At 38.4% G+C, this 23,973-nt stretch carries 20 protein-coding genes; 2 read left to right on the top strand and 18 right to left on the bottom strand.

Annotated features, from left to right (window positions below; genetic code table 11):
• Window positions 1–25: 25 nt before the first annotated feature.
• From EL079_RS09500 to EL079_RS09490, 3 genes are all read right to left on the bottom strand, one after another.
• Entirely contained in the window at window positions 26–436 is a 411-nt protein-coding gene (locus EL079_RS09500) for a peptide deformylase (protein ID WP_003031760.1), read from the bottom strand.
• A 67-nt stretch (window positions 437–503) separates the two neighbouring features.
• The gene (gene scrK / locus EL079_RS09495) at window positions 504–1,403 is read right to left on the bottom strand and encodes a fructokinase ScrK (protein WP_018543579.1); all 900 of its coding nucleotides are present in this window, start codon (window positions 1,401–1,403) and stop codon (window positions 504–506) included.
• A gap of 275 nt (window positions 1,404–1,678) precedes the next feature.
• Window positions 1,679–3,577, bottom strand: a complete 1,899-nt coding sequence (locus EL079_RS09490; protein ID WP_003031802.1) for a sucrose-specific PTS transporter subunit IIBC — start codon at window positions 3,575–3,577, stop codon at window positions 1,679–1,681.
• Window positions 3,578–3,768: 191 nt separating this feature from the next.
• Here EL079_RS09490 and EL079_RS09480 point away from each other — a divergent pair, with 191 nt between their 5' ends.
• Together EL079_RS09480 and EL079_RS09475 are read left to right on the top strand one after the other, a co-directional pair.
• Window positions 3,769–5,226, top strand: a complete 1,458-nt coding sequence (locus EL079_RS09480) for a sucrose-6-phosphate hydrolase (protein WP_003031721.1) — start codon at window positions 3,769–3,771, stop codon at window positions 5,224–5,226.
• Window positions 5,207–6,172 (top strand): LacI family DNA-binding transcriptional regulator, encoded by a 966-nt coding sequence (locus EL079_RS09475; protein WP_003031743.1) that lies wholly within the window; start codon window positions 5,207–5,209, stop codon window positions 6,170–6,172. Before EL079_RS09480 ends, EL079_RS09475 begins: the two co-directional genes overlap by 20 nt.
• Window positions 6,173–6,245: 73 nt before the next feature.
• On the opposite strand, the gene EL079_RS09470 is transcribed toward EL079_RS09475, so the two are convergent.
• The 15 genes from EL079_RS09470 to truA form a co-directional block, all read right to left on the bottom strand.
• Window positions 6,246–7,070: a Cof-type HAD-IIB family hydrolase gene (locus tag EL079_RS09470; protein ID WP_003031797.1), complete on the bottom strand. Its 825-nt coding sequence runs from the start codon at window positions 7,068–7,070 to the stop codon at window positions 6,246–6,248.
• A gap of 142 nt (window positions 7,071–7,212) precedes the next feature.
• Window positions 7,213–8,136 (bottom strand): ATP-binding cassette domain-containing protein, encoded by a 924-nt coding sequence (locus EL079_RS09465; RefSeq protein WP_003031730.1) that lies wholly within the window; start codon window positions 8,134–8,136, stop codon window positions 7,213–7,215.
• A 10-nt stretch (window positions 8,137–8,146) separates the two neighbouring features.
• Window positions 8,147–9,214, bottom strand: coding sequence for an ABC transporter ATP-binding protein (locus EL079_RS09460; RefSeq protein ID WP_003026176.1), 1,068 nt, complete (start codon window positions 9,212–9,214; stop codon window positions 8,147–8,149).
• Window positions 9,215–9,222: 8 nt separating this feature from the next.
• Entirely contained in the window at window positions 9,223–10,149 is a 927-nt protein-coding gene (oppC, locus tag EL079_RS09455) for an oligopeptide ABC transporter permease OppC (protein ID WP_003031796.1), read from the bottom strand.
• A complete protein-coding gene (locus tag EL079_RS09450; RefSeq protein ID WP_003031736.1) occupies window positions 10,149–11,645 on the bottom strand; it encodes an ABC transporter permease in 1,497 nt (498 codons plus the stop codon). Before EL079_RS09450 ends, oppC begins: the two co-directional genes overlap by 1 nt.
• A 375-nt stretch (window positions 11,646–12,020) precedes the next feature.
• Window positions 12,021–14,000 (bottom strand): peptide ABC transporter substrate-binding protein, encoded by a 1,980-nt coding sequence (locus EL079_RS09445; protein WP_018543580.1) that lies wholly within the window; start codon window positions 13,998–14,000, stop codon window positions 12,021–12,023.
• A gap of 196 nt (window positions 14,001–14,196) precedes the next feature.
• Window positions 14,197–16,173 carry a peptide ABC transporter substrate-binding protein gene (locus EL079_RS09440; protein ID WP_018543581.1) on the bottom strand — a complete coding sequence of 659 codons (1,977 nt, stop codon included), beginning with the start codon at window positions 16,171–16,173 and terminating at the stop codon, window positions 14,197–14,199.
• Window positions 16,174–16,339: 166 nt separating this feature from the next.
• Window positions 16,340–17,023, bottom strand: a complete 684-nt coding sequence (locus tag EL079_RS09435) for a B3/B4 domain-containing protein (protein ID WP_026248186.1) — start codon at window positions 17,021–17,023, stop codon at window positions 16,340–16,342.
• A 233-nt stretch (window positions 17,024–17,256) separates the two neighbouring features.
• Window positions 17,257–18,867 carry a CTP synthase gene (locus EL079_RS09430; protein WP_003031779.1) on the bottom strand — a complete coding sequence of 537 codons (1,611 nt, stop codon included), beginning with the start codon at window positions 18,865–18,867 and terminating at the stop codon, window positions 17,257–17,259.
• Window positions 18,868–19,049: 182 nt separating this feature from the next.
• Window positions 19,050–19,637, bottom strand: a complete 588-nt coding sequence (gene rpoE / locus EL079_RS09425; protein ID WP_003031757.1) for a DNA-directed RNA polymerase subunit delta — start codon at window positions 19,635–19,637, stop codon at window positions 19,050–19,052.
• 236 nt (window positions 19,638–19,873) lie between these two features.
• A complete protein-coding gene (tig, locus tag EL079_RS09420; protein WP_003031722.1) occupies window positions 19,874–21,157 on the bottom strand; it encodes a trigger factor in 1,284 nt (427 codons plus the stop codon).
• 120 nt (window positions 21,158–21,277) lie between these two features.
• The gene (locus EL079_RS09415) at window positions 21,278–21,841 is read right to left on the bottom strand and encodes a TIGR01440 family protein (protein ID WP_003031763.1); all 564 of its coding nucleotides are present in this window, start codon (window positions 21,839–21,841) and stop codon (window positions 21,278–21,280) included.
• Window positions 21,842–21,938: 97 nt separating this feature from the next.
• Entirely contained in the window at window positions 21,939–22,406 is a 468-nt protein-coding gene (locus EL079_RS09410; RefSeq protein ID WP_003031726.1) for an ECF transporter S component, read from the bottom strand.
• Complete coding sequence (locus EL079_RS09405; RefSeq protein ID WP_003031756.1) at window positions 22,384–23,157, bottom strand: bifunctional hydroxymethylpyrimidine kinase/phosphomethylpyrimidine kinase; 774 nt, start codon at window positions 23,155–23,157, stop codon at window positions 22,384–22,386. Before EL079_RS09405 ends, EL079_RS09410 begins: the two co-directional genes overlap by 23 nt.
• On the bottom strand, window positions 23,147–23,896 hold the full coding sequence (truA, locus tag EL079_RS09400) for a tRNA pseudouridine(38-40) synthase TruA (protein WP_003031728.1): 750 nt from the start codon (window positions 23,894–23,896) through the stop codon (window positions 23,147–23,149). The genes EL079_RS09405 and truA overlap by 11 nt, the downstream gene beginning before the upstream one ends.
• Window positions 23,897–23,973: the final 77 nt, after the last annotated feature.

Here is a 23,973-nt window from a genome sequence, read left to right as displayed (position 1 = left end):
CTATAAAAGCTGAGTTTTCAGGTCATTAAATCAAAATCCCTTCCAAATGATCCAGTTCATGCTGGCAGATTTGTGCAGGAAAATCTTTCAAAGTCAGCGTTTGCTTTCGCCAATGTTGATCCAAATATTCAACTGTAATTTCCTTATAACGAGTTGTCAAGCAACTCCCCGCAAGTGATAAACAGGACTCTTCCGCTCGGTAAGGAGATGACTTCCTTCTCAAAATAGGATTGAACATGATAACAGGCACCATACCATACATAAAAATAATGACCTGCTTCTGCATTCCAATCATATTGGCTGCCATTCCGACACACTTATCTTTGTTCGCTCTTAAGGTATCGAACAAATCTTGCCCAATTTCGACATCTTCTTTGCTTGCTGGTTGTGCTTTCTGCTGCAAAGCCAACATATCTTTTACAATTGGTTTAATCATTTTCTTCCTTATATCAAAAAAAGAGCAAGCTTATTCAATATTCACTCACTTGCTCTCAATTACTCAATTATCCTTTGGCTTTTTCGCTGACTTTTTTAGCTAAGACAAAGTTTCCAAGTGTCGCTGACCCATTTCCTGCAACCGCTGGCGTTACAATGTAATCACGTACATCTGGAACAGGCAAATAACCATTCAACAAAACTGTGAACTTTTCACGAACGCGATCCAACATGTGCTGTTGCGCCATAACACCTCCACCAAAGACAATCACATCTGGTCGGAAAGTCACTGTCGCTTGAATTGCTGCTTGCGCAATATAATAGGCTTGAATATCCCAAACAGAGCTGTTTAGTTCAATATTTTCACCTCGAATGCCTGTCCGGGCCTCTAAACTAGGTCCAGCAGCTAATCCCTCTAAACAGCCATTATGGAATGGACACACTCCATTAAATTCTTTTTCCACATCCATTGGGTGCTTCGCAACATAGTAATGCCCCATTTCTGGATGACCCGTCCCACCAACAAATTCACCACGTTGAATAGCACCGGCTCCAATCCCCGTCCCAATCGTATAGTAAACTAGATTTTCAATGCGTCCGCCTGCATTATTTCGTGCCACTACTTCACCATAAGCAGAGCTATTAACATCTGTCGTAAAGAAAATCGGTACATTCAATGCACGCCGCAAAGTACCAACAATATCAACATTTGCCCAGTGTGGCTTAGGTGTCGTTGTAATAAAACCATACGTTTTTGAATTAGGATCAATGTCAATCGGACCAAATGAACCCACCGCAAGACCAGCTAAATTCTCAAAACGAGAGAAAAATGCAATCGTCTTATCCAACGTTTCAATCGATGTGGTCGTTGGAAATTGTGTTTTTTCAATTACTTCAAAGTTTTCATCTCCAACCGCACATACAAATTTTGTACCACCAGCTTCTAGGCTTCCATACAATTTTGTCATTTCAAAACCTCTTTTTATTTTGTTTTCTTCTCTATTCATTATAGCATATCATCATATGACTTCTGAGTAAAAATCTTACTTTTTCTTCTCTTTTTCAAAGAAAAGGGAGTGGGAAAGAACTGGAAAGAGTTCGTTTCCCACCCCTGCACAGTTGATTGACAACTTTGAGACGTGAAGCGAGCAAAGAAAACAATCAACCGCTGTGTTAATGTGTTTTGTTAACCAAAAGTGAAGAAGCTGAACCTTTTTGCTCAGCCTCTTATCACATTATACGGTTAGGCTTTTAGCTCAATCACAGCATCGCCTTTCGCTACTGTACCCTCTGCAACAGGAGTAACAGAAGCATAATCAGCTGTGTTAGTAACAATCACCATAGTTGTGTCATCAAGACCAGCGGCTGCAATTTTCGCAGCATCAAATGTACCAAGAACATCGCCAGCTTTCACCTTATCACCTTGAGCAACTTTTTGATCAAATCCGTCACCGTTCATAGAAACTGTGTCAATACCTACGTGAATCAAGATTTCAGCACCTTTTGTCGTTTTCAAGCCATAAGCGTGACCAGTTGCAAATGCGATTGTCACTTCTGCATCCGCAGGAGCATACACAACACCTTCACTAGGTTTCACCGCAACTCCTTGTCCCATAGCACCGCTAGAGAATACTGGATCATTGACATCTTTCAAGTCAACCATTTGACCAACGATTGGAGAAACGATTGTTTCATCAGAAAGGACTGGCGCAGCTGCTTCATTAGCTTCTACTACTTCTTTTGCTTCAGTCACTTCTTCTTCAGCATCTTTGTAACCAAATGCGTAAGTCAAACCAAATCCAAGACCAGTAGTTACAAGTACCATAAAGATATATTGAAGAACTTGACCATTCAGATAGAGAAGCGTACCTGGGATAATAGTAATACCAAATCCAGTACCAGCAAGTCCAAGAATAGAAGCTAACCAACCACCAGCAGCACCGGCAACAAGACCAAGTACAAATGGTTTACCATAACGTAAGTTTACCCCGAAAATAGCTGGTTCAGTAATTCCAAGACCTGCAGAGAGAGCAGCCGGGAAGGCAAGAGCTTTTAGTTTTTTAGATTTTGTTTTTACACCAACTGCAAGAGTTGCACCCGCTTGGGCAGTCATAGCAGCTGTGATGATTGCATTAAAGGCATCTTTTCCTTCATTTGCAATCAATTGTGCTTCTAGTAAGTTGAAGATATGGTGAACACCAGTTACCACGATAAGCTGATGCACACCACCAAGGATGAGACCAGCTAAGCCAAACGGTAAGGCAAGAATAGCTTTTGTCGCAGCAAGAATGACATTTTCAAGTGAGTGGAAGATTGGACCAATGACAAAGAGTCCAAGAACTGACATCACAAGGAAGGTCAAGAATGGCACAACAAGCAAATCAAGCACATCTGGAATTTTCTTATGCAACCATTTTTCAAGTTTCGCACCAAGTAGTCCAACGAAGAAGGCTGGCAATACTGAGTTTTGATAACCAACTACTGGAATGAAACCAAAGAACATGATTGGCTTTGCAGCACCAGAAGCTACATCCCAAGCATTTGGAAGAGCGGTATTTACCAACATCAAACCAAGTACAATACCGATCACTGGATTCCCACCGAATACACGGAAAGCTGACCAAGAAATCAAAGCTGGGAAGAAGGCAAATGCTGTATCTGTCAACACAACTGTGTAAGTATAGAAGTCTGACGCAGCAAAGGCTTTTGAAGTTGTTCCAAATAACCCAAGAATCGTATCGTTATTAATCGCACCACGAATCCCCATGAAGAGACCTGTTGCTACGATTGCTGGCAGGATTGGCACAAATACGTCACCAAATGTACGAACAGCACGTTGGAACCAATTTCCCTTTTTAGCCGCTTCCGCTTTTTGTTCACCAGTTGAAGACGTAGGCAAACCAAGTGCTACCACTTCATCATAGATTTTATTCACTGTACCAGTACCAAAGATAATTTGGTATTGGCCTGAGTTAAAGAAAGCTCCCTGAACCTTTTCAAGATTCTCAACTCTGTCTTTATCAATCTTAGCTTCATCTTTGACCATGACACGCAGACGGGTCGCACAGTGAGCAACACTACTTACATTGTCACGTCCGCCAATGGCCTCAATGACTGCTTTTGCAATGTCCTTATTTTCCATTTGCATCTCCTTATTGAAAATAATTAAAATTTATGAAAGCGATTTAATCGCTCCTACGACTATTATTTTAACATGATTCCAAAATATGTCAAGCGTTTTGCAGAAATTTTATTTTTTTCTATTAAAAAGTTGATTTTTTCAGAGAAAACGTTTACTATATAAGTAAGAAAACTATCTTGGAGGACAAAAGATTGGCTTGGACTACTGAACAACGTTACAAACGATATGAACAATGGACTGAAAACGAAATCCAACAGATAAAAAATAAAATCGCTACATCACCTTGGCGTGCTACCTACCATGTAGAGCCTGATACGGGACTGCTGAATGACCCAAATGGTTTTTCCTATTTTGACGGAAAATGGATTGTCTTCTATCAAAATTTTCCGTTTGGTGCAACTCATGGGCTCAAGTCTTGGGTACAACTGGAAAGTGATGACCTCGTACACTTCACAGAAACCGGTGTTCGTGTTCTGCCAGACACCCCATTAGACAGTCACGGTGCTTACTCTGGCTCTGCTATGCAGTTTGACGACAAACTTTTCCTATTCTATACTGGAAATGTCCGTGATGAGAATTGGGTTCGTCACCCTTACCAAATCGGCGCTTTGCTGGACAAAGACGGACATATTCAAAAACTAAACAAAGTCTTGATTGAACAACCTCAGGACGCTACAGATCATTTTCGTGATCCTCAGATTTTTAACTACCACGGACAATTTTACGCCATTGTTGGGGAACAAAACCTTGACAAAAAAGGCTATATCAAGCTTTATAAAGCGGTTGACAACGATTATACAAACTGGGAAGAAGTCGGTAATTTAGACTTTGAAAATGACAACACCGCCTACATGATGGAATGTCCAAATCTTGTCTTTATTGATGATAAGCCAATTTTGCTCTACTGTCCTCAAGGTTTATCAAAAGAAGTCACTCCTTATGACAATATTTATCCAAATATGTATAAAATAGGTCAATCGTTTGACACAAAGAAAGCAACAATTGTTGAACCTAGTCCTCTGCAAAATTTAGATTATGGATTTGAATGCTACGCCACTCAAGCTTTCAATGCTCCTGACGGACGTGCCTTAGCTGTCAGCTGGCTAGGATTACCAGATATTGCCTATCCATCCGACCGTTTCGACCACCAAGGAACATTCTCTTTGGTCAAAGAATTAACCCTAAAAGACGGTAAACTCTATCAATACCCTGTCCCAGCTATCACATCCTTGCGCACAGATAATAGCCAAACATTTGCTAATCAAGCGCAGACAACGAACTGCTATGAATTAGAACTAGAATTTACAGCTGATTCACAAGCTGAAATCGTCCTCTTTGCAGATCAAGAGCATAAGGGGTTACGCATTTACTTTGACATCAAAAATGGTCAAGTAACAGTTGACCGTAGTCAAGCCGGTGAGCAATACGCTCTTGAATTTGGTACTGTTCGTAGTTGTACGATTGAAAACCAAGCTACAACTGCTACTATCTTCATTGATAAGTCAGTTTTTGAAATTTTTATTAACAAAGGAGAAAAAGTATTTTCAGGTCGCGTTTTCCCTCATGAAAACCAAAACGGTATTTTTATCAGCGAGGGAAATCCAACTGGAACTTACTATGAATTAGATTATGGTCGCGAAGTTAACTGATGTTGCAAAAATTGCTGGAGTCAGCCCAACCACTGTATCCCGTGTAATTAACAAAAAAGGCTACCTCTCAGAAAAAACGATTACAAAAGTCAATGAGGCCATGCGCGAGTTGGGATACAAGCCCAATAATCTCGCTCGTAGCTTACAAGGAAAATCCGCTAAACTGATTGGATTGATTTTCCCAAATATCAGTCACATTTTTTATGCCGAACTCATTGACAAATTAGAGCATGAGTTATTCAAAAGAGGCTACAAGACAATCATCTGCAATAGCGAGCACAATTCAAGTAAGGAAAAAGAGTATCTGGAGATGCTAGAAGCCAATCAAGTGGATGGCATTATCTCAGGTAGCCACAACTTAGGCATCTCTGATTATGACCGTGTAACAGCTCCCATTATCTCTTTTGACCGCAACTTATCCCCTTCCATTCCTGTTGTATCTTCGGACAACTATGCTGGTGGTGTCTTGGCTGCAGAAACCTTGGTCAAATCCGGTGCCCAAAATATCATTATGATTACCGGAAATGATAATTCAAACTCCCCGACAGGTCTCCGCCATGCAGGTTTTGCTTCCATTCTACCTGATGCACCAATTATCAATGTATCAAGTGACTTCTCTCCTATTCGCAAAGAAATGGAAATCAAAAATATTTTAAAACATAGAAAACCTGATGCCATTTTTGCTTCAGATGATTTGACAGCCATTTTAATCATGAAAGTCGCTCAAGAATTGGAAATCAAAATTCCAGAGGATCTAAAAGTCATCGGTTACGACGGAACTTATTTTGTAGAAAACTACTATCCCCAACTAGCCACTATACAGCAACCATTGAAAGATATAGCTTGTTTACTGGTAGATTTGTTGCTTCGAAAAATTGCTGGTGAAGAAGTTGTGACAACCGGCTACTTTCTTCCCGTCCACCTCTCTTCAGGAAAGAGTATTTAATACTGTGAGATAGTTAAACCCCTACTTAAGTATTGAGAAATCTTAAGTGGGGTTTAGTGTTTATTCGTTGTTCTTATATTTTATCTGCCAGAAGCACATCATCAATAGCCTGCGCACAGCCACCGTGGTCGTTATCTGCCACAATAATATCTGCCAAACCTTTGATATTCTCATTGGCATTTCCCATAGCAACACCAAAACCTGCTTCGCGAATCATGCTTTCATCATTGTCAGCATCCCCAACAGCAATGATTTGCTCCATAGGAAGATTCAATTTTTGAGCAAGGTGAGCTAAACCCTGCCCCTTTTCAACTCCTTGCGCTGTTAGTTCAAGACCACTTACTTCAGCTTTTATCATCGTTATCTTTTCAGACAATAAAGTTTCATACAATTGATCTCGATCCCTTGCCGTAAAGTGATAAATATTGATTTTGTCAAAATGCTCTCTCTCCTTAGCTAACAAATCGTAAATATTATCCACCAAGATAGCTGTTTTATCATAAAGTTCAGTATAAATTTTCATATAATAGTTAGCAATACTCTCAAAATGTGATTTTTGAAGATAGCCTTGTCCGTCAATCATACAAACCAGCATCAAATCTTGAACTTCTGCTATCGCCTTCACCTTATCCACTGCTATAGCAGGCAAGGTTTGCTTAGCTAAAACGCATTTAGCCTCCAAATCATAAATCAATGCACCACTTGCAAGAATAGCATAGCGAATCCCGCGCAAATCATCTCCATAAGGAAGCAGTTCTGACAAAGAGCGTCCTGTTGAAAGTACAACTTGTTTACCAGCATCTTGAGCTCTCCCAATCGCTTCAACGCTGCTTTTGGCAATCGTTTTTTTACTAGTCAAAAGTGTTCCATCCATATCAAACGCAATCAATTGATACATTCCATTACTCCTCTTTTCTATCATATCTAGTATAGTACAGTTTAAAATAGAATCGTCCAGAAAAAGATAACATGAATTCAAAAATCACTCTAGATAACCTCTAAAGTGATTTTTAAAATTCTCTCAAAGTCAAAGAATGATGTTATAATTCTTTTTTATATTTTTCAACTTCTGCTTTATTAGCCCAGACAAAGTGTCCTGGACGAATTTCAACCATTTCTGGCTTATCTACTGAATAATCATGTTGAGCAGCATCATAAACCTTCAATACTTTCTTCCGCTCCAATATTGGGTCTGGAATTGGGACAGCAGATAGCAATGACTGCGTATAAGGATGGATTGGATTATTGAAGAGTTCTTCTGTTTCAGCCACTTCAACAATCACACCCTTATAAATAACAGCAATACGGTCTGAGATAAAACGTACAACTGATAAATCATGGGCAATGAAAAGATAAGTCAAGCCTAGATCTTTTTGGAATTTCTTAAGAAGATTCAAAACTTGCGCGCGCACAGAGACGTCAAGCGCTGAAATCGGCTCATCTGCAATGACAAAATCTGGTTCCATAACAAGCGCACGGGCAATCCCAATCCGCTGACGTTGACCACCAGAAAATTCATGCGGGTAACGTGTTAAATGCTCTGATAACAATCCAACTTCATGAATAATATCTTTCACTTTTTTCTTGCGTTCTTCTTCATCTTTAAATAAATGGAAATTATACAAGCCTTCCGAAATGATATAATCAACTGTCGCACGTTCATTCAAACTAGCAGCAGGATCTTGGAAAATCATTTGAATTTTACGAATGATTTCTGACTCTTCTTCTTTTGATTTTTTGCCATTGATTTTTTTCCCTTCAAAGAAAATCTCTCCATGACTCGTATCATTTAAACCAATAATCGCACGACCAATTGTCGTTTTACCAGAACCAGATTCTCCTACAAGTGAAAACGTTTCTCCTTTATTGATAAAGAAATTAGCATTTTTAACAGCAACAAATTTCTTGCTTCCCTCACCGAAGGAAATTTCCAAATCTTTAACTTCTACTAATTTTTCAGGCATTTCCTTCCTCCTAGGCGTCTAAATGGGCAAAGCCCATTTTTGAGCTAATTTTTTCGTGTAAATCATCAATAACAGCTGGCTTATTCACTTTTGGAGCATTCTCATGTAACAACCATGTTTTTGCCCAGTGGGTATCCGTTACATAAATTTGAGGCGGTTTCTCTTCAAAATCAATTTCCATAGCATAATCTGAACGCAAGGCAAATGCATCTCCTTGTAAATGTGAATAGAGAGATGGCGGCGTTCCAGGAATTGAATACAACTCACCCTTATCATCTGCCAACTGAGGTAGACTAGATAACAAACTCCAAGTGTAAGGATGACGTGGATCGTAAAAGACTTCTTCTACTGTTCCGTATTCAACGATTTCACCAGCATACATAACCGCAACCTTATCTGCAATACTTGCTACCACTCCCAGGTCGTGGGTGATAAAAATAGTTGTGAATTCATACTCGTGTTGCAAAGATTTCAACAAATCAATGATTTGTGCCTGAATCGTAACGTCAAGCGCTGTCGTTGGTTCATCACAGATAAGGATATCAGGTCGACAAGCAAGCGCAATAGCGATAACAATCCGTTGACGCATTCCTCCTGAATATTGGAATGGGTATTCATTAAAACGCTTTTCAGCATCAGGAATGCCGACCTTATTCATATAGTCAACAGCCATTTCTTTTGCTTCTTTTGGCGTTTTCTTTTGATGCTTGATAATCACTTCTGTAATTTGGCTACCAATTGTGTTAATAGGGTCCAAACTCGTCATCGGATCTTGGAAGATTGTTGCAATTTTAACACCGCGTATAGGTTCCCAATCTTTATTAGACTTCAATTTTGTCAAATCTTGTCCACGGTAATCAATCGTTCCTTGAGCAACTCGACCATTTTCCTCTAACATTCCTGTAAATGTCTTTGTCAAAACAGACTTACCAGAACCAGATTCTCCTACAAGTGCAAGAACCTCACCTTCGATAAGGTCAAGCGAAACACCACGAATGGCTGTTAAGACTTTATCACGAACGTCAAATTCCACGACAATATCGCGAGCAGTCAATATTACATTTTTTTCTTGTGTCATATTTACTCCTATCTATGTGTACGTGGATCACTAGCGTCCGCTAAGTTTTGACCGACAACGAACAATGAAAGAGAAACCAAAATCAAGGTTGTCAATGGAATCCAGAAAAGATACGCATTTGTTGTCACGTTTTGTGAATAATCTGAAATTAACCGTCCCAAACTTGGCACCGTCACAGGAAGTCCCAAACCAAAGAAAGACAGAAAAGCTTCGTATGAAATGAAACTTGGAAGTAATTGTGAAGCAGTTGTAACAATCACAGAAACCAACTGTGGCATAATATTTTTCGCAATAATTTTAAGCGTTGGCGTTCCCAATGTACGACTGGCGAGGTTGTATTCTAAATCACGATAACGTAGAATTTGGATACGAATGTTGTAAGCAATCCCAATCCAACCAGTAATCGTCATGGCAAAAATCAAATTCCAGAAACCTGCACCGATTGAGTATGTCAAGACAATGACGATCAAAAGCGGTGGGATGTTAGAAATAATATTATAAATCTCAATCATCACACGATCGACAGTTTTTGAAATTCCCCAGATGCCACCAATAACAATACCAATCACAAGGTTAATCACGGTTGCAATAACTGAAATAAGAATAGAGTTACGTGCTCCAAACCACACTCCGTCAAAGAGGGATTTCCCGTTACTATCTGTACCAAACCAATATTGGGCATTCGGTTTGATATAACGAGCACTAAAATCATTTACTTTACTTACATCATTAAAATCGAAATTTGAAAAAATCGGATAGATGAAACTCATCAAAACAATTGCAACAAGAATACCCAACATAGCAATTGTTGATTTTTTCCTTAAGAATTGACGCATAACAGATTTCCAGTAAGAATAAGCTGGTGCATCAATTATTTCAGAGGCAAAATCATCGCGTTTTACAAATGTGAACTTACTTTTATCAATTGTAGCCATTATTTACCTCCTTTTGATGTTAATTTAATACGTGGGTCAAGCATGGTCATCAGAATATCACCCAATAGAAGAGCAAAGATAGATAGACATGTAAAGATAAATACAAGACCAACGACCATAGAATTATTAGATGCTTTGACAGAGTCAATCAGCATTTTACCCATTCCAGGGAAAGCAAAAATTGTTTCAGTCAAGGTTGCACCTGTGATAACTCCGATAATAGCACCAGGTATACTGGATACAAGTGGCACCATAGCATTTTTGAAAATATGTTTATTAGAAATTTCTTTTTCAGAAAGACCTTTTGCACGTGCAAAACGAACAAAATCTTGTGATTGCAAGTCAATCATATAACGGCGAATCCACACTGCTGTCCAAGGCGCACTCAAGAGTCCAAGAATAACTGCCGGCAACACATAAGAGCGCCAATCACCTGCTCCCAAAATAGGGAATGAATCAGGTAAGCCAATCGCTGAACCAATCAAGCGAATGATATAAACCAAGGCAATAGTTGGCAGTGACATTAAGAAAGTCAAAGCACCGGTTGAAATACTATCAAACAATGTATTCTTAAAGCGAGCCATATAAGATCCAAGTGGAACGGCGATTAAGTATGACAAGGCCAAACCAATCAACCCAACAATAGAAGAGCTCACAATCATAGATGGATATTGATAATTGCTCTCTGTCGCCGTATAAGGATCATCTTTTCCGTAATTAGCAACATCGCGTGCATCGGCTTGCTTTGGAGACTTATATGTACGTGTATAAATATTAACAGATGATGTTTTCTTTCCTGTTGGAAATTGAAATTCTGATGTCTTCGTTTGACCTTGCCCTTGTGAAATAACCTGTAAAACAGGAAGATTAGCATAGGTCGGATAAGAAGTTCCTAGATTTAATCTTACAAAATTTTGGTGGATAAATGGAAACTGACTATTGAAATATAATAAATATTTATGTTTCGTTCCAGAACCAACAACAGACCAACCAATAGCAGGATCATTTTCAATGCGAATATAACGCTTCAAATTCGGATTAGAAGCATCTTTCACAGCACCTGTATGGTCAATTTGAATCAAATTACCATAGAAACCAAGAACGCGTTCATAGACTGGAACTTCACGAGTTGCATAAAATTGCTTGCTTTCTTTAAATTGCTGCAATTTCCAACCGCGCCCTAGCTTTTTGATGTATGCTTCATAGATTTTTTTATTTGCATTAGTAGGCTCCACTGTTACTGAGGAATTCTCTTTACTAGCTTTTTCTTGCAATTCCTTCGTATCATAGTAGTCAATGTAACCCATGCGCTCAAAAATCGTATTTTCGTAATTGGTCTTTTTATCAGGAGTTGTTGCTATTTTGTTATAGTTTGGGTCCTGTTTGAAAATCAACTTCCTAGGCACCATGGTATAGATAATGGTGTAAGTCAGCGTTGTTACCATGAAAATAGATACTAAAGAGCGTAAGATACGCATAAAAATATATTTCTTCATTTACCGTTTCCTTTAAAATCCCAAAAGAACTTTCCCTCCTGTTAGAGAAAGTTCTGATGAGAAGTTTATTTTACATGATCTGCTAATTCTTTTTTATTTTAATGATTCAGCATGAGTCACATCAGATATTCCACTTTAATAACTATGGTTAAGTTATTAAACATAACCTGTCAGCCAAGACCGAAGGAACTGATAGAGAAATGCCACGCGTCACGACAAATACCTATTTTCAATTTTAGAATACCTTCAATTTTTAAACTGATTGTTTAAAATTATATCACAATTCTGGTTAATTGTAAAATCAATTGTCAGAATATTTTTATCATAATTGAACTTTTTTTGTTTTTCTGTTAAATTTTATCTAATTTTTTTCAATTATTTAACATGATCTGCAAGTTCTTCTTGAGCCTTTTTATTAGACTCTGTGCGCTTTTTATTCCATTTTTCCATTGCCTTCTTGTATTGATTTTGAGTCACAGGCTCATCTTGGATTTCAAGGTATTTATAGAGAATTGTTTCACTATTTCCCTTGTTTCCTGACCAAGCAAAGGCATTACTAAATGGTACTGTACGAGAAAGAATTGGGCGACCCGTTAGTGTTGTTGTTGGAATGACCAATGCATTATCAGTCAACCAAGCTTGTGCTGCAGCATATTTTTCATAGCGTGCATTCGTATTGTTGGTTTCTTTTTCAGCCTCATTCAACAACTTTTCATATTCGTTCATACCAACTTGTGCTGCAGCAGCGTTATTCGTGCCTGCATCAAATCCTAGATAAGTCTTAGTGCTTTCACCGCTTGAAGGTTTGATAACATCAAGATAGGTAGATGGGTCTTGGAAGTCTGGACTCCAACCAACATTATCAGAAAGATCCCAATCTTCTGCCGCTGCAGATTCGGCAAAGTAAGTGATATTATTCACGTCGTCTTTAGACATTTGTTGAATATCAATTACAACATTTTCTTTCCCAAGGTTTTTTTCAATAGATTGTTTCAATGATTGCACACGTTGAACTTTATTAGTTGCTGTTTGGTCAACTGGCATATCAATGTGGATTGGAAATTGAACGCCATCTGCTTGAAGCGCTGCTTTCGCTTTCGCTAATTTTTCTTTAGCTTTAGTTGGATTATAAAGCCCATCTTGCGCATCATTTAAGTTGACATCTTTCCAACTTTCATCGTAGCCAATCAATTTTTCTTTGACCAATTCTCCAAAGCTCTTGTCATCTGTTTGAACAAATGTTGGTGGTACAAAGAGATTACGGAGCATCTTCGTCGCACCGTCTTTACCATTCACCTGTGATGCATAAGCTGTGCGGTCAAATGCAAAGGTAATCGCTTGACGGAAATCCTTGTTTAGCAAAGCTTTCTTAGTAGAAGTCTTTTGAGCATCTGTTGTCTTTGAAGTGTGATTGTAAGATTGACGATCAATATTTGTAGCTACTAGGTAAGTCGTTGCATCTTGAGGAGTATAAACGATGTTGTTTTTGTATTTCTTGCTGACAGAAGAATAACTTGGGCTAGTTGGAAATACTTTAGCATTGGTAAATGAACCATCGCTAAATCCTTTAGCAAGTTTGTCCTGGTCTTGACCATCATAGTAAGACAACTTGATGTTATCAATGTGCACATTTTTCTTATCCCAGTAGTTTGGATTTTTAGCAAATTCAACAGATGATTTCGCTGTGATAGATTTCAGCAAGTATGGACCATTATAAAGAAGACTAGATGGATCTGTTGCTTGTGCAAATTTGTTGCCTTTTGATTTCAAAAATTCTGCATTAACTGGTGCTAGAACGCCCATTGTTGTTTTTGAGTTCCAAAAACTTTCTGGTCGATTAAGAGTGTATTGAACTGTGTAATCATCGACTGCTTTGATACCGACAGAAGAGAAATCTTTATTTTCACCTTTCATGTAAGCATCCAAGCCTTTAACAGATTCTTGCACCAAGTAAATAGCATCAGATTTATTGTCTGCAGCATATTTTAAGCCCGTTACAAAGTCTTGTGCCTTAACTTCTGCATACTCTTCGCCTTCTGATGTGTACCATTTCACACCCTTACGAAGTGTATAAGTATAAGTCAAGCCATCTTTAGAGACGGTCCAATCCTTCGCCATAGAAGGAACTAGATTTCCATAACGGTCATTTTCCAAAAGTCCGTCAATGACATTACTGGTAAGATTTGCAGTAGCTGCTTTCCCAGTTGTCAAATAGTTCAGGTTATCTGGATCTTGCTCATAAATATATGAGAATGTTTTGTTCCCCGAGCTTGTTTTAGAGTTAGAACAAGCTGCTAGAGCTCCTGTTGCAAGCAAGGCTAGCGCTGCAAGGGTAATGATTTTACTTTTCTTCATGAATATTCCTCCCAAAATCATTATTTTTATACATTCTAGCACACAAAATATAAAAAGTAAATAGAATTTTCTAAATTTTATGACATATTTTTAAAACCTAGTATCAAAGGGATTATATTAACCTTACAATTTTATAGATAGAAAAAAGCAGATGAAACCCACTTTTAAGTGAGTTTCACCCGCTTTTATAAATGTATTATTTTACATGATCAGCTAATTCGTCTTGAGCTTTTTTGTTAGATTCAACTTTTTCTTTTTGCCATTTCTTCTTAGCTGCTTCATAGTCTTTCTTCGTGACAGCATCTTTACCGACTTTAATGTATTTATAGTAGGTTGAGCTACCTTTGCTACCTGTTTGTGCAAACGCACCTGAGAATGGTTGAAGACGTGACACAAATGTTCCTGCACCAGTTGAAGCCATTGTTGGTAAGACAAGTGAACTGTCTGTTAACCAAGCTTGTGCTGCTGCATATTTTTCATAACGTTTTGCAATGTCTGTTGTTTCTGCACCTGCTTCATCGACTAATTTATTATATTCGTCCAAGCCAACTGCTTTAGCACCAGCATTTTCACTACCAGAGTCAAATCCAAACCAAGTTTTCGTATTATCAGAAGATGTTGATTTCAAAATGTCAAGATAAGTAGATGGATCTTGATAGTCGGGATTCCAACCAACAGCGCCTGAGATATCCCAGTCTTCTCCAGCTGCATTTGGAGCATAGTAAGTGACGTTGTTAAAGTCATCTTCTGACATCATGTTCAAGTCCATGACAACATTTTCTTTACCAAGTACTTTTTCAACAGACTGTTTCAAAGATTGCATACGAGCAACATAGTTCTTAGAAGTTTCTACAGTAGGAACATCTAAATGGATTGGGAATTTCACACCTTGAGCTTGCAAAGCTTCTTTTGCTTTTGCAAATTTTGCTTTTGCTTTTGTTGGATTGTACAAGCCATTTTGTGAATCAGCTAGTTTGACACCCTTCCAGTCATCGCCATAGCTTGCTAATTTTTCTTCTACAACATCACTAAATGATTTTTCACCAACTTGAACAAAATTTGATGGTACAAACATATTACGGATTGCTGTGGCAGCACCATCTTTACCATTTACTTGTGCTGCATAAGATTCGCGGTCAAGTGCAAAGTTCAAAGCTTGACGGAAGTCTTTGTTCAACAATGCCTTTTTCGTTGAATTTTTTTCTTCATCTGTTTTCTTAGCCGTATGGTTGTAAGATTGACGGTCAATATTAAGGGCTAAAGCAGCCGTTCCAGAGCCTGCTTCTGCTGTATAGATATTGTCCTTGAATTGTTTTTCAAAAGTTGCAAAGTTTGAACTTGTTGGGAAGAGGCGTGCGTATGAGTATGCCCCATCTTTGAAATTACGAGCCAATGAGTCTTGGTCTTGACCATCATAGTAAGCAAGTTTAATGCTATCAACTTTTACTTTATCTTTATCCCAATAATGTTTGTTTTTAACATATTCTACCGCAGATTTTGCTGTGATAGCTTTCATCAAGAATGGTCCATTATAAAGGATTGAGTTAGGGTCTGTTGATTGGCCAAATTTATTTCCTTTAGATTTCAAAAATTCGGCATTGATTGGCCACATAATGGCAGAGGTTGTCTTAGAATTCCAATATGGTTCTGGCTTGTTCAATGTATACTGAACAGTATAATCATCAACTGCTTTCACACCTACCGTTGAAAAGTCTTTTGTTTGACCATTCACGTAAGCATCTAAACCTTTAATTGAGTTTTGAACCAAATAAAGCGCCTCAGATTTTTTATCGGCAGCATGTTTCAAACCAGTTACAAAGTCTTGCGCTTTAACTTCTGCGTATTCTTCCCCTTCTGATGTGTACCATTTGGCACCCTTACGAAGTTTATAAGTATAGGTTAAACCATCTTTTGATACAGTCCATGACTTAGCCATTGATGGTACAAGATTTCCATATTTGTCATTTTCTAACAATCCGTCAACTCCATTTGTCACAAGATCGCTAGTGGTTGCTTTTCCTGATGTTACATAATCCAAAGTTTCTGGATCACTAGAATACACATAACCAAATTTTGTTTCAGCTGAGTTCGATTTCGAACCCGAGCAAGCAGCTAAAAGACCAGACGTTAAAAGAGCTAGCCCCGCAACTGCGATGATTTTACTTTTTTTCATAGTTACCTCCGAAAAGTATGATATATTCTAATTATACTATATCTTACTAAAAAGTAAAGAATTTTCAAAACAAATCTTTCAACAAAAAACGTTGCTGTGAGCCGAAATGCTTTCAAACAACGGACTCACTTCTCGTATCCTATTGATGGATACATTGCTTTTTAGGTTATTTCCCCTCTGGGTGAATGACATACGTTTCAAAATCCAGATTCGGCATACATTCTGCCAAATCTTTCTCAATGCGCTTGAGTGCTTCTAAACGCATTTCAACAGATGTATGAGCATTTCCTTGAATGATAAAAATAGCATTCTTTGTCTCATCATCAAATTTATAATGTTCTCCATCACGAACGTCCAACCACGCTAGAATACCTTTCTTGTCACGATAGACGTAATCCGTGGGAGAAACGTGTTTTTCCGTAGATAAAATCGGCAGAAAAACGTCTTCATTTTGGCTAACAGTAAACTCTATCTGCTCCTCTATTTTATCCAAATCATGTCCACCAATAGCTAGTAAAGAATGCAAAGATTCGACATTGTAAATATCAATAATACTGTTAATATGCGGAATAGAACCACGATGTCGAATATTCCGAATAAGCGCCAAAACAGTGGGAGGATTCTTCTTGACACTGCGACCAACACTTTGCAACAAATCTTTGTAGCCTTGAATGACTGCATCATCAGACACTTCATCCACATCGCATTTCAAGACCCACTTTTCCATTTCTTTTTGCTTTTCCAAAAATGAAGCGGATAAAGGCGCATGTGGATCTACATTTTTGGCAATGCCAATTACCACATTTTTAATTCCAAGCGCTACGAGACTTTCATCAAGTATAAACTTCATCATGATCTACCTCCGAATAATAATTTAGGGAATTGATTAACTATTAAATCCTTTGCAAAAAGTCTTATTTTATTGCTAAACCACTGCTTTTTATGACAATCTAGTTGTAGATTTCATTTAAAATCTTGCACCAATTTGTTATACTGATAAGATTTTTTATTTATAAAAGATATTAAAAAGACTGGAATAGGCTCCAGATTGTGATACCAATCATGGAAGCCTGTCTCATTCTATTATTTTTCACTATTTTCAACCGCAGCTGTGACAAAAGCCATATAAAGTCCTTCTGGACGATTAGGGCGGCTAGATAATTCTGGGTGGTATTGACAAGCCACAAAGAATTGATTTTCTGGAATTTCAACAATTTCCACCAGACGATTATCAGGTGAAACTCCTGAGAAGACAAATCCTGCGTCTTCAAATTGTTGACGGAATTCATTGTTAAATTCATAACGGTGGCGGTGACGACGCTGCACAACTTCTTGATTGTCATAAGCTGCAGCGGCTTTGGAACCACGTTTCAACTTAGATGGATACAGTCCTAAGCGAAGCGTTCCTCCCATGTCTTCTACATCAATCTGATCACGCATCAAATCAATAACAGGGTGCTTCGTATCAGGATTTAATTCTGAAGAATTAGCATCTTCAAATCCTAACACATGGCGAGCAAACTCAACACAAGTCAACTGCATACCAAGGCAAATTCCAAGCATTGGCACATCATTTTCACGCGCATATTGAATGGTCGCAATCTTTCCTTCGGTTCCGCGATGACCAAATCCACCTGGCACAATAATCCCGTCTGCATCTTTCAACAATTCGGCGACATTTTCCGTTGTGACATCATTCGCATTGACCCAATTCAGCTTGATTTCTGCATCATTGGCATAACCAGAGTGCTTGAGAGCTTCTACAACAGAGATATACGCATCTGGCAACTCCACATATTTCCCAACAAGCGCAATTTTCACTTGTTTCTTCAAGTTCATGACTTTATCAACCATAGCAGACCAATCTGTCATATCCGCTTCTGGCACGTCCAACTTCAAGTGATCACAAACGATTTGGTCCATGTTTTGTGCTTGCAAATTCAGCGGAATTTGATACAAATGTTCCACATCTAGCGACTCAATCACTGCTTCTGGTGCTACGTCACAAAATTGCGCTAATTTATTTTTAATATTTTGACCTGCTGGCTTTTCAGTGCGAATGACCAGCATATTCGGTTGAATACCCAGACCACGCAATTCTTTTACAGAGTGTTGAGTTGGTTTGGTTTTCATTTCCCCAGCTGCTTTCAGATAAGGAAGCAAGGTCGTGTGAATATACATCACATTGTCCGCTCCGACATCTGCCTTCATTTGACGAAGCGCTTCTAAGAATGGCAAGCTTTCGATATCTCCAACAGTCCCTCCCACTTCTGTAATAATCACATCAGAGTCTGTTGTCGTTGCAGCACGTTTAATCTTTTCTTTTAAAGCGTCTGTAATGTGTGGAATGACCTGGACAGTTGCTCCAAGATACTCACCTTTACGTTCTTTGCGAAGAACTTCACTATAAATCTTACCTGTTGTGACATTTGAATATTTATTTAGGTTAATATCAATAAAGCGTTCATAGTGCCCCAGATCCAAGTCTGTCTCTGCACCGTCGTCCGTCACAAACACTTCCCCGTGTTGGTAAGGACTCATCGTTCCTGGGTCAATATTGATATATGGGTCAAACTTTTGAATAGTCACCTTAAGGCCACGGTTTTTCAAGAGACGACCAAGACTTGCTGCCACAATCCCTTTACCGATCGAACTAACTACACCACCTGTAACAAAAATATATTTTGTTGCCATAAATACTCCTTATCTAAAATACAACGTCCATTGCTTTTTAAGACGTGTTCATGAATAGCAAAACAAAAATAGCTCCCTAGAGCTAGGGAGCTTCGACTTCTTAAAAGAAGTGCCCGATATTATAATATCGCAGAATAAAACTTTTGTCAAATAAGAAAATAAGAATACATCATTAAATTTGACTATTCTTCATCTTCTCCATCTACTTCATCGTCAGAATAATCTTCGTCCTCTTCATTGAGTTCGACTTCTTCACCTAAATCATCAGGTGCGATTTCATTGATTTCAGCATCATACGCTTCAACTTCACTCTTCTCGTCGTCCGGATTGTCCTCGTCGTAACTTAGAGCAGGATCAGCTTCGTATGAGTCTTCATCCTCTGGATCATCATCACTGTAATCAATAGCATTTTCATCACCGTCCATAAAGGCGTTCACACGTTTCTTCTTCCGTTTCTTCGGAGTTTCTTCATCGTCTTCTTCAAGTGTGATAATTTCTTCATCCACCTCGTCAATCGCATACCATGAACGCAAGCCCCATTTGTTATCTCCAAGAGGAATGAAACTGCCGTCTACATTTAGCTCTGTATAAAAAAGTGGCAAGGCTTCACGAATATCACTATTTGATTTTTCAAGGTAATTTTGAATTTCATTGACAAGATCATTAAAATACATTTCATGATTGCGACCACGTGTTTCTAAGATAGCACGCGCTACTTCAATCATAGAAAGTTCACTTTTTTCTTGTCCAGCAAATACTTCTAATTCCAAAGTCAATCTCCTTTTAAGTCTGAGGGCTTCCGCCCTGTTGGCTCTCAAATATTTAATTTATTGAATTTTTCGCTACTTTTTATTGTACGATAAAAATCTGCTTTCGTCAAAAGAATTTTATCCTCTATTCAAGAAAATCACTTTCTCACTAAAATGACTTCCGCTTTTATATAAAAAGAAGCAAAAAGGCAATTCAGCCAATTCTCTGACTGAACTTGCCTTATGTTATCGCTCGATTATTTTACTTTTGCAGTACTTGTAATCAATTCAACGGCTTTTTTAATCACAATATCATGTTTCAACATATCTGCTGAAAGAAGTTGACGAACGCGTTCTACTTCCATATTGTAATCAGCGGCAAGAGAAGCAATTTCTGCTTCAATATCTTCATCACTTGCTTCAAATCCTTCTGCTTTCGCAACAGCTTCAATCACAAGGTTTGTCTTAGTACGTTTTTCAGCATCAGCTTCATGTTGCTTGTGAAGATCTTCTTGCGTTGTACCAGTAATTTGGAAATACATATCTGGTGAAATACCTTGACGTTGCATGTTTCCAAGGAATTCATTTACAGAGCGGTGAACTTCTTCGTGAACCATTTCTTCTGGCAACTCAACGATTTCTGCATTTTCTACTGCAAGATCAAGCGCTGCAGATTCGACTGCGTCATCAAAAGCAATTTCTTTTGATTTAGCTAATTCTTTGCGGTATTTTTCTTTTAATTCGTCAAGTGTTTCAACATCTTCATCAATGTCTTTCGCTAGTTCATCATCTAGTTCTGGAACTTCTTTTTCTTTGACTTCATGAATGGTTGTAACAAACTTAGCATCTTTACCTGCAAGGTCTGTTGCTTGATAGTCTTCTGGGAATGTCACGTTTACTTCTACTGTTTCACCAGCAGCATGTCCAACCAATTGATCCTCAAAACCTGGAATGAATTGACCGCTTCCAAGTTCAAGTGAGAAGTTATCTCCTTTACCACCGTCAAATTCAACGCCGTCAACTGTTCCAACAAAATCAATCACAACTGTATCACCATTAGCAGCCTTGTCTTCTTTTAATACAAGTTCTGCTAAATTGTTGCGTTCGCGTTCAATTTTTGCATCTACATCTGCATCAGATACTTCTTTAGAGACATCAACAGATACTTCTAAGTTTTTATACTCACCTAATTTTACTTCGGGTTTTGTAACCACTTCCGCAGTAATGGTCCAATCTTGACCTTTTTCCATAGACGCCACATCAAATTGTGGTTGAGCAACAACTTCGATCTCTGCTTCTTTAACAGCAGCTTCATAAGCAGCTGGGAGAAGGGCGTTCAGTGTGTCTTGGTAAAGAGCTTCTTCCCCAAATTTTTGGTTAAACACCGGACGAGGAAGATGACCTTTACGGAAACCTGGTACATTCAGAGTTTTCTTAACTGAGTTAAACACGCGATCCAATTCTGGCTTGATTTGTTCTTGACTGATTGTAAATGTCAAAACTCCGCGATTTGTTTCTTTGTTTTCAAATGATACAGACATTCTGTCATTTCTCCTTAAAATTTATTGAATACAATCAATTATACCATAAATACACGTTATTTCACAAATTTTCTAATGAAAAATTTAACGATTTTTCCGTCCATTTGCTGATTTTGCTCTTTATGCTTTCCGAATTTTATCTTTTTGGTAAGCAGCTCGCGCTCCACCGATTAGCTTTGGACGACTGGCAAGCGCAGTCACATGCGCTTCTCCTAGTTCTCGTAAAATTGGTCGTACTGGAATTTGGACGTGCTTAATATGCATACCAATTGCCGTATCTCCGACGTCCATCCCTGCTTGAGCCGTAATAAATTCCACTTCAACTGGGTTGTTCATATATTTAAAAGCTGCTAATTGACCACTTCCACCAGCATGAAGAGTTGGCAAGACATTGACAATTTCCAGGTTTTGTTTTTGCGCTAATTCTTTCTCCACGACCAAAGCGCGATTCACATGTTCGCATCCTTGAACAGCTAAATAAAGACCGCGCTCGGATAACAACTCCAGCATAGTTTTTACAATAACTTCTCCCACTTCTTGGCTGGAATTTTTTCCAATATGTCCTCCAATCACCTCACTGGAAGACAAGCCCAGTACAAAAATATCACCGGAAGAAAGGGCTGATTTTTCTAAAACATCTGTTAAAATGATTTGTGTTTGTTTTTTCAATTCTTGTAAATCCATGATTTCACCTCGTTTTAATTGTATTATAAATGATTTTTATCGCTTTTACAAACTGAAATTCTTAAAAGTAAAAAGGGCACAACACCCCTTATTTACTTTATTTTTTCAAAACATCTACTAACAGTTTATTTAAGATTGCCCCGACAACTATTCCTAAGGTATTTTGGCAAAAGTTAGGAAATATTTCTGGAAAAGCTGCTCCCCAACCATGCATAATCGTGGAAGCGAGAGCATAACCTCCTACCATAACAAGCGTCGCTAATACTAAACCAAGATAACGACTTTTCCCTTTAAAACCAGCAAAATAGCCTTGTAGACCATGAAAAATCAAACTAAAAAACATCCACTGCGGATAACCCGAAATCAAATCAATAAGAAATCCGGCTAAACCACCAACAATTGCTCCTTCTTTTCTACCAAAATAAAAGGCGGTAAAGAAAATTCCTGCATCAAGAAAAGTTAAAATTCCCGTTGGCGTTGGAATTTTTAAATAATATCCCAAAACAACTGTCAACGCAGCAATCATGGATAAAAGGACAAGTTTATGCGTCTGATTCTTTTTCATATTGAACAACTCCATATTGGTCTGAATGTTGGATAGCTCGGTAAACAAATTCTTTTGAGTTTTGAACTGCTTCAAAAGTTGATTTTCCTAGTAATAACTGACTGGCAATGCTGGAAGCAAAGGTGCAGCCAGCGCCCGTGTTATTGTTTTCTAAAACAGGTGATTCCAAAATTTGAAATTGTTCGCCGTCATAAAAAACATCTATCGCTTTTTGAGCATCTAAGCGATTTCCTCCTTTGATAACAACGGATTTAGCCCCCAAAGAATGGAGATGTCTAGCTGCTTCTTTGACATCCTCCAATGTTCGCAACTCTTTTTGAGCCAAGAGTTCAGCTTCTGGTAAATTAGGCGTGATAATGTTTGTATAAGGAAAAAACTTGATGAGCTCATCTCGAAGTGCCGAAACCTCCACATCATGGGTTTCCTTGCAAACCAAGACAGGATCTAACACAACAGGAATCTCTGCATGAGCTTTCACAAAATCCAAAGCCAAATCTGCCACTTTTATATTTGGCAAAAGCCCCAGTTTAATGGCTGAGAAAGGCACATTCTTGAGAGAATTGAGCTGCTGAGCAAAGACGGTCGTGTCTACAGGAATAACCTCAAAACCTTGCTCTGTCATAGCGGTCAAGCAAGTCACCGCCACAAAACCATGCAGTTGGTTGACCGTGTAGGTTGCTAAATCAGCATGCAGTCCGCCACCACTAAAAATATCATTTCCTGATATAGCTAAAATAAAGTTATTCTTCATATCGTATCTCCTTTAGATAAAGTCCGTTTGGTGCTGCTGTTGGTCCAGCCAAATGACGATTTTTCTCTGTTAAAATTCTATCAATTTGCTCAACTGGCATTCGTTTATTTCCAATTTTCAATAAAGTACCGACCATATTGCGAATTTGCTTATATAAAAATCCATTGCCAGAAAAAGTAAAAATCAGAAAATTACGTTTCTCATCAAAGTCTAAGCGTGCTTCTGTAATCGTCCGAACTTTATTTTCCACACTAGTCCCTGAAGCTGTGAAACCCGTAAAATCGTGAGTTCCTTCGAGCTTTGCAATAGCATTTTTTATTAAAGAAATGTCCAAAGGATAAGGAAAATGCGTTGCATAATGGCGCATCATAGGATTTTTAGGGCGTCCAACATCTACTATAAATTCATAGGTCTTACTATGTTTCCAATATCTAGAATGAAAATCCTCATTTACTTCTTCTACACTGATAAAATCAATGTCCTCCGGTGTTTGCGTATCAAGCGCAAAACGCAACTTTTCTTCATCTCTTTTTTGTGGCAAATCAAAATGAATAACCTGCCCCAAAGCATGAACACCGCTGTCTGTGCGTCCAGCTCCATGAATGATTACCAGTTCTCCCCTGTTGATTTTAGTTAAAGTCTTTTCAATCTCTTCTTGGACGCTGCGAGCATGAGGTTGCCGCTGAAAACCAGCAAAGTCATGACCATCGTAAGAAATAATCGCTTTATATCGTGTCATGTGTTTATTGTAACAAGAAATAAATTGGAAAACAAGAAACTAAAAACACAACTGTCCGGGGACAGATTTTCATTAAA

Origin of the sequence: Streptococcus anginosus (assembly GCF_900636475.1) — a bacterium.
Taxonomy (GTDB): Bacteria; Bacillota; Bacilli; order Lactobacillales; family Streptococcaceae; genus Streptococcus; species Streptococcus anginosus.
Note: the sequence above shows the minus strand (reverse complement) of the source record. Positions and strands in the feature narration are given on the sequence as shown.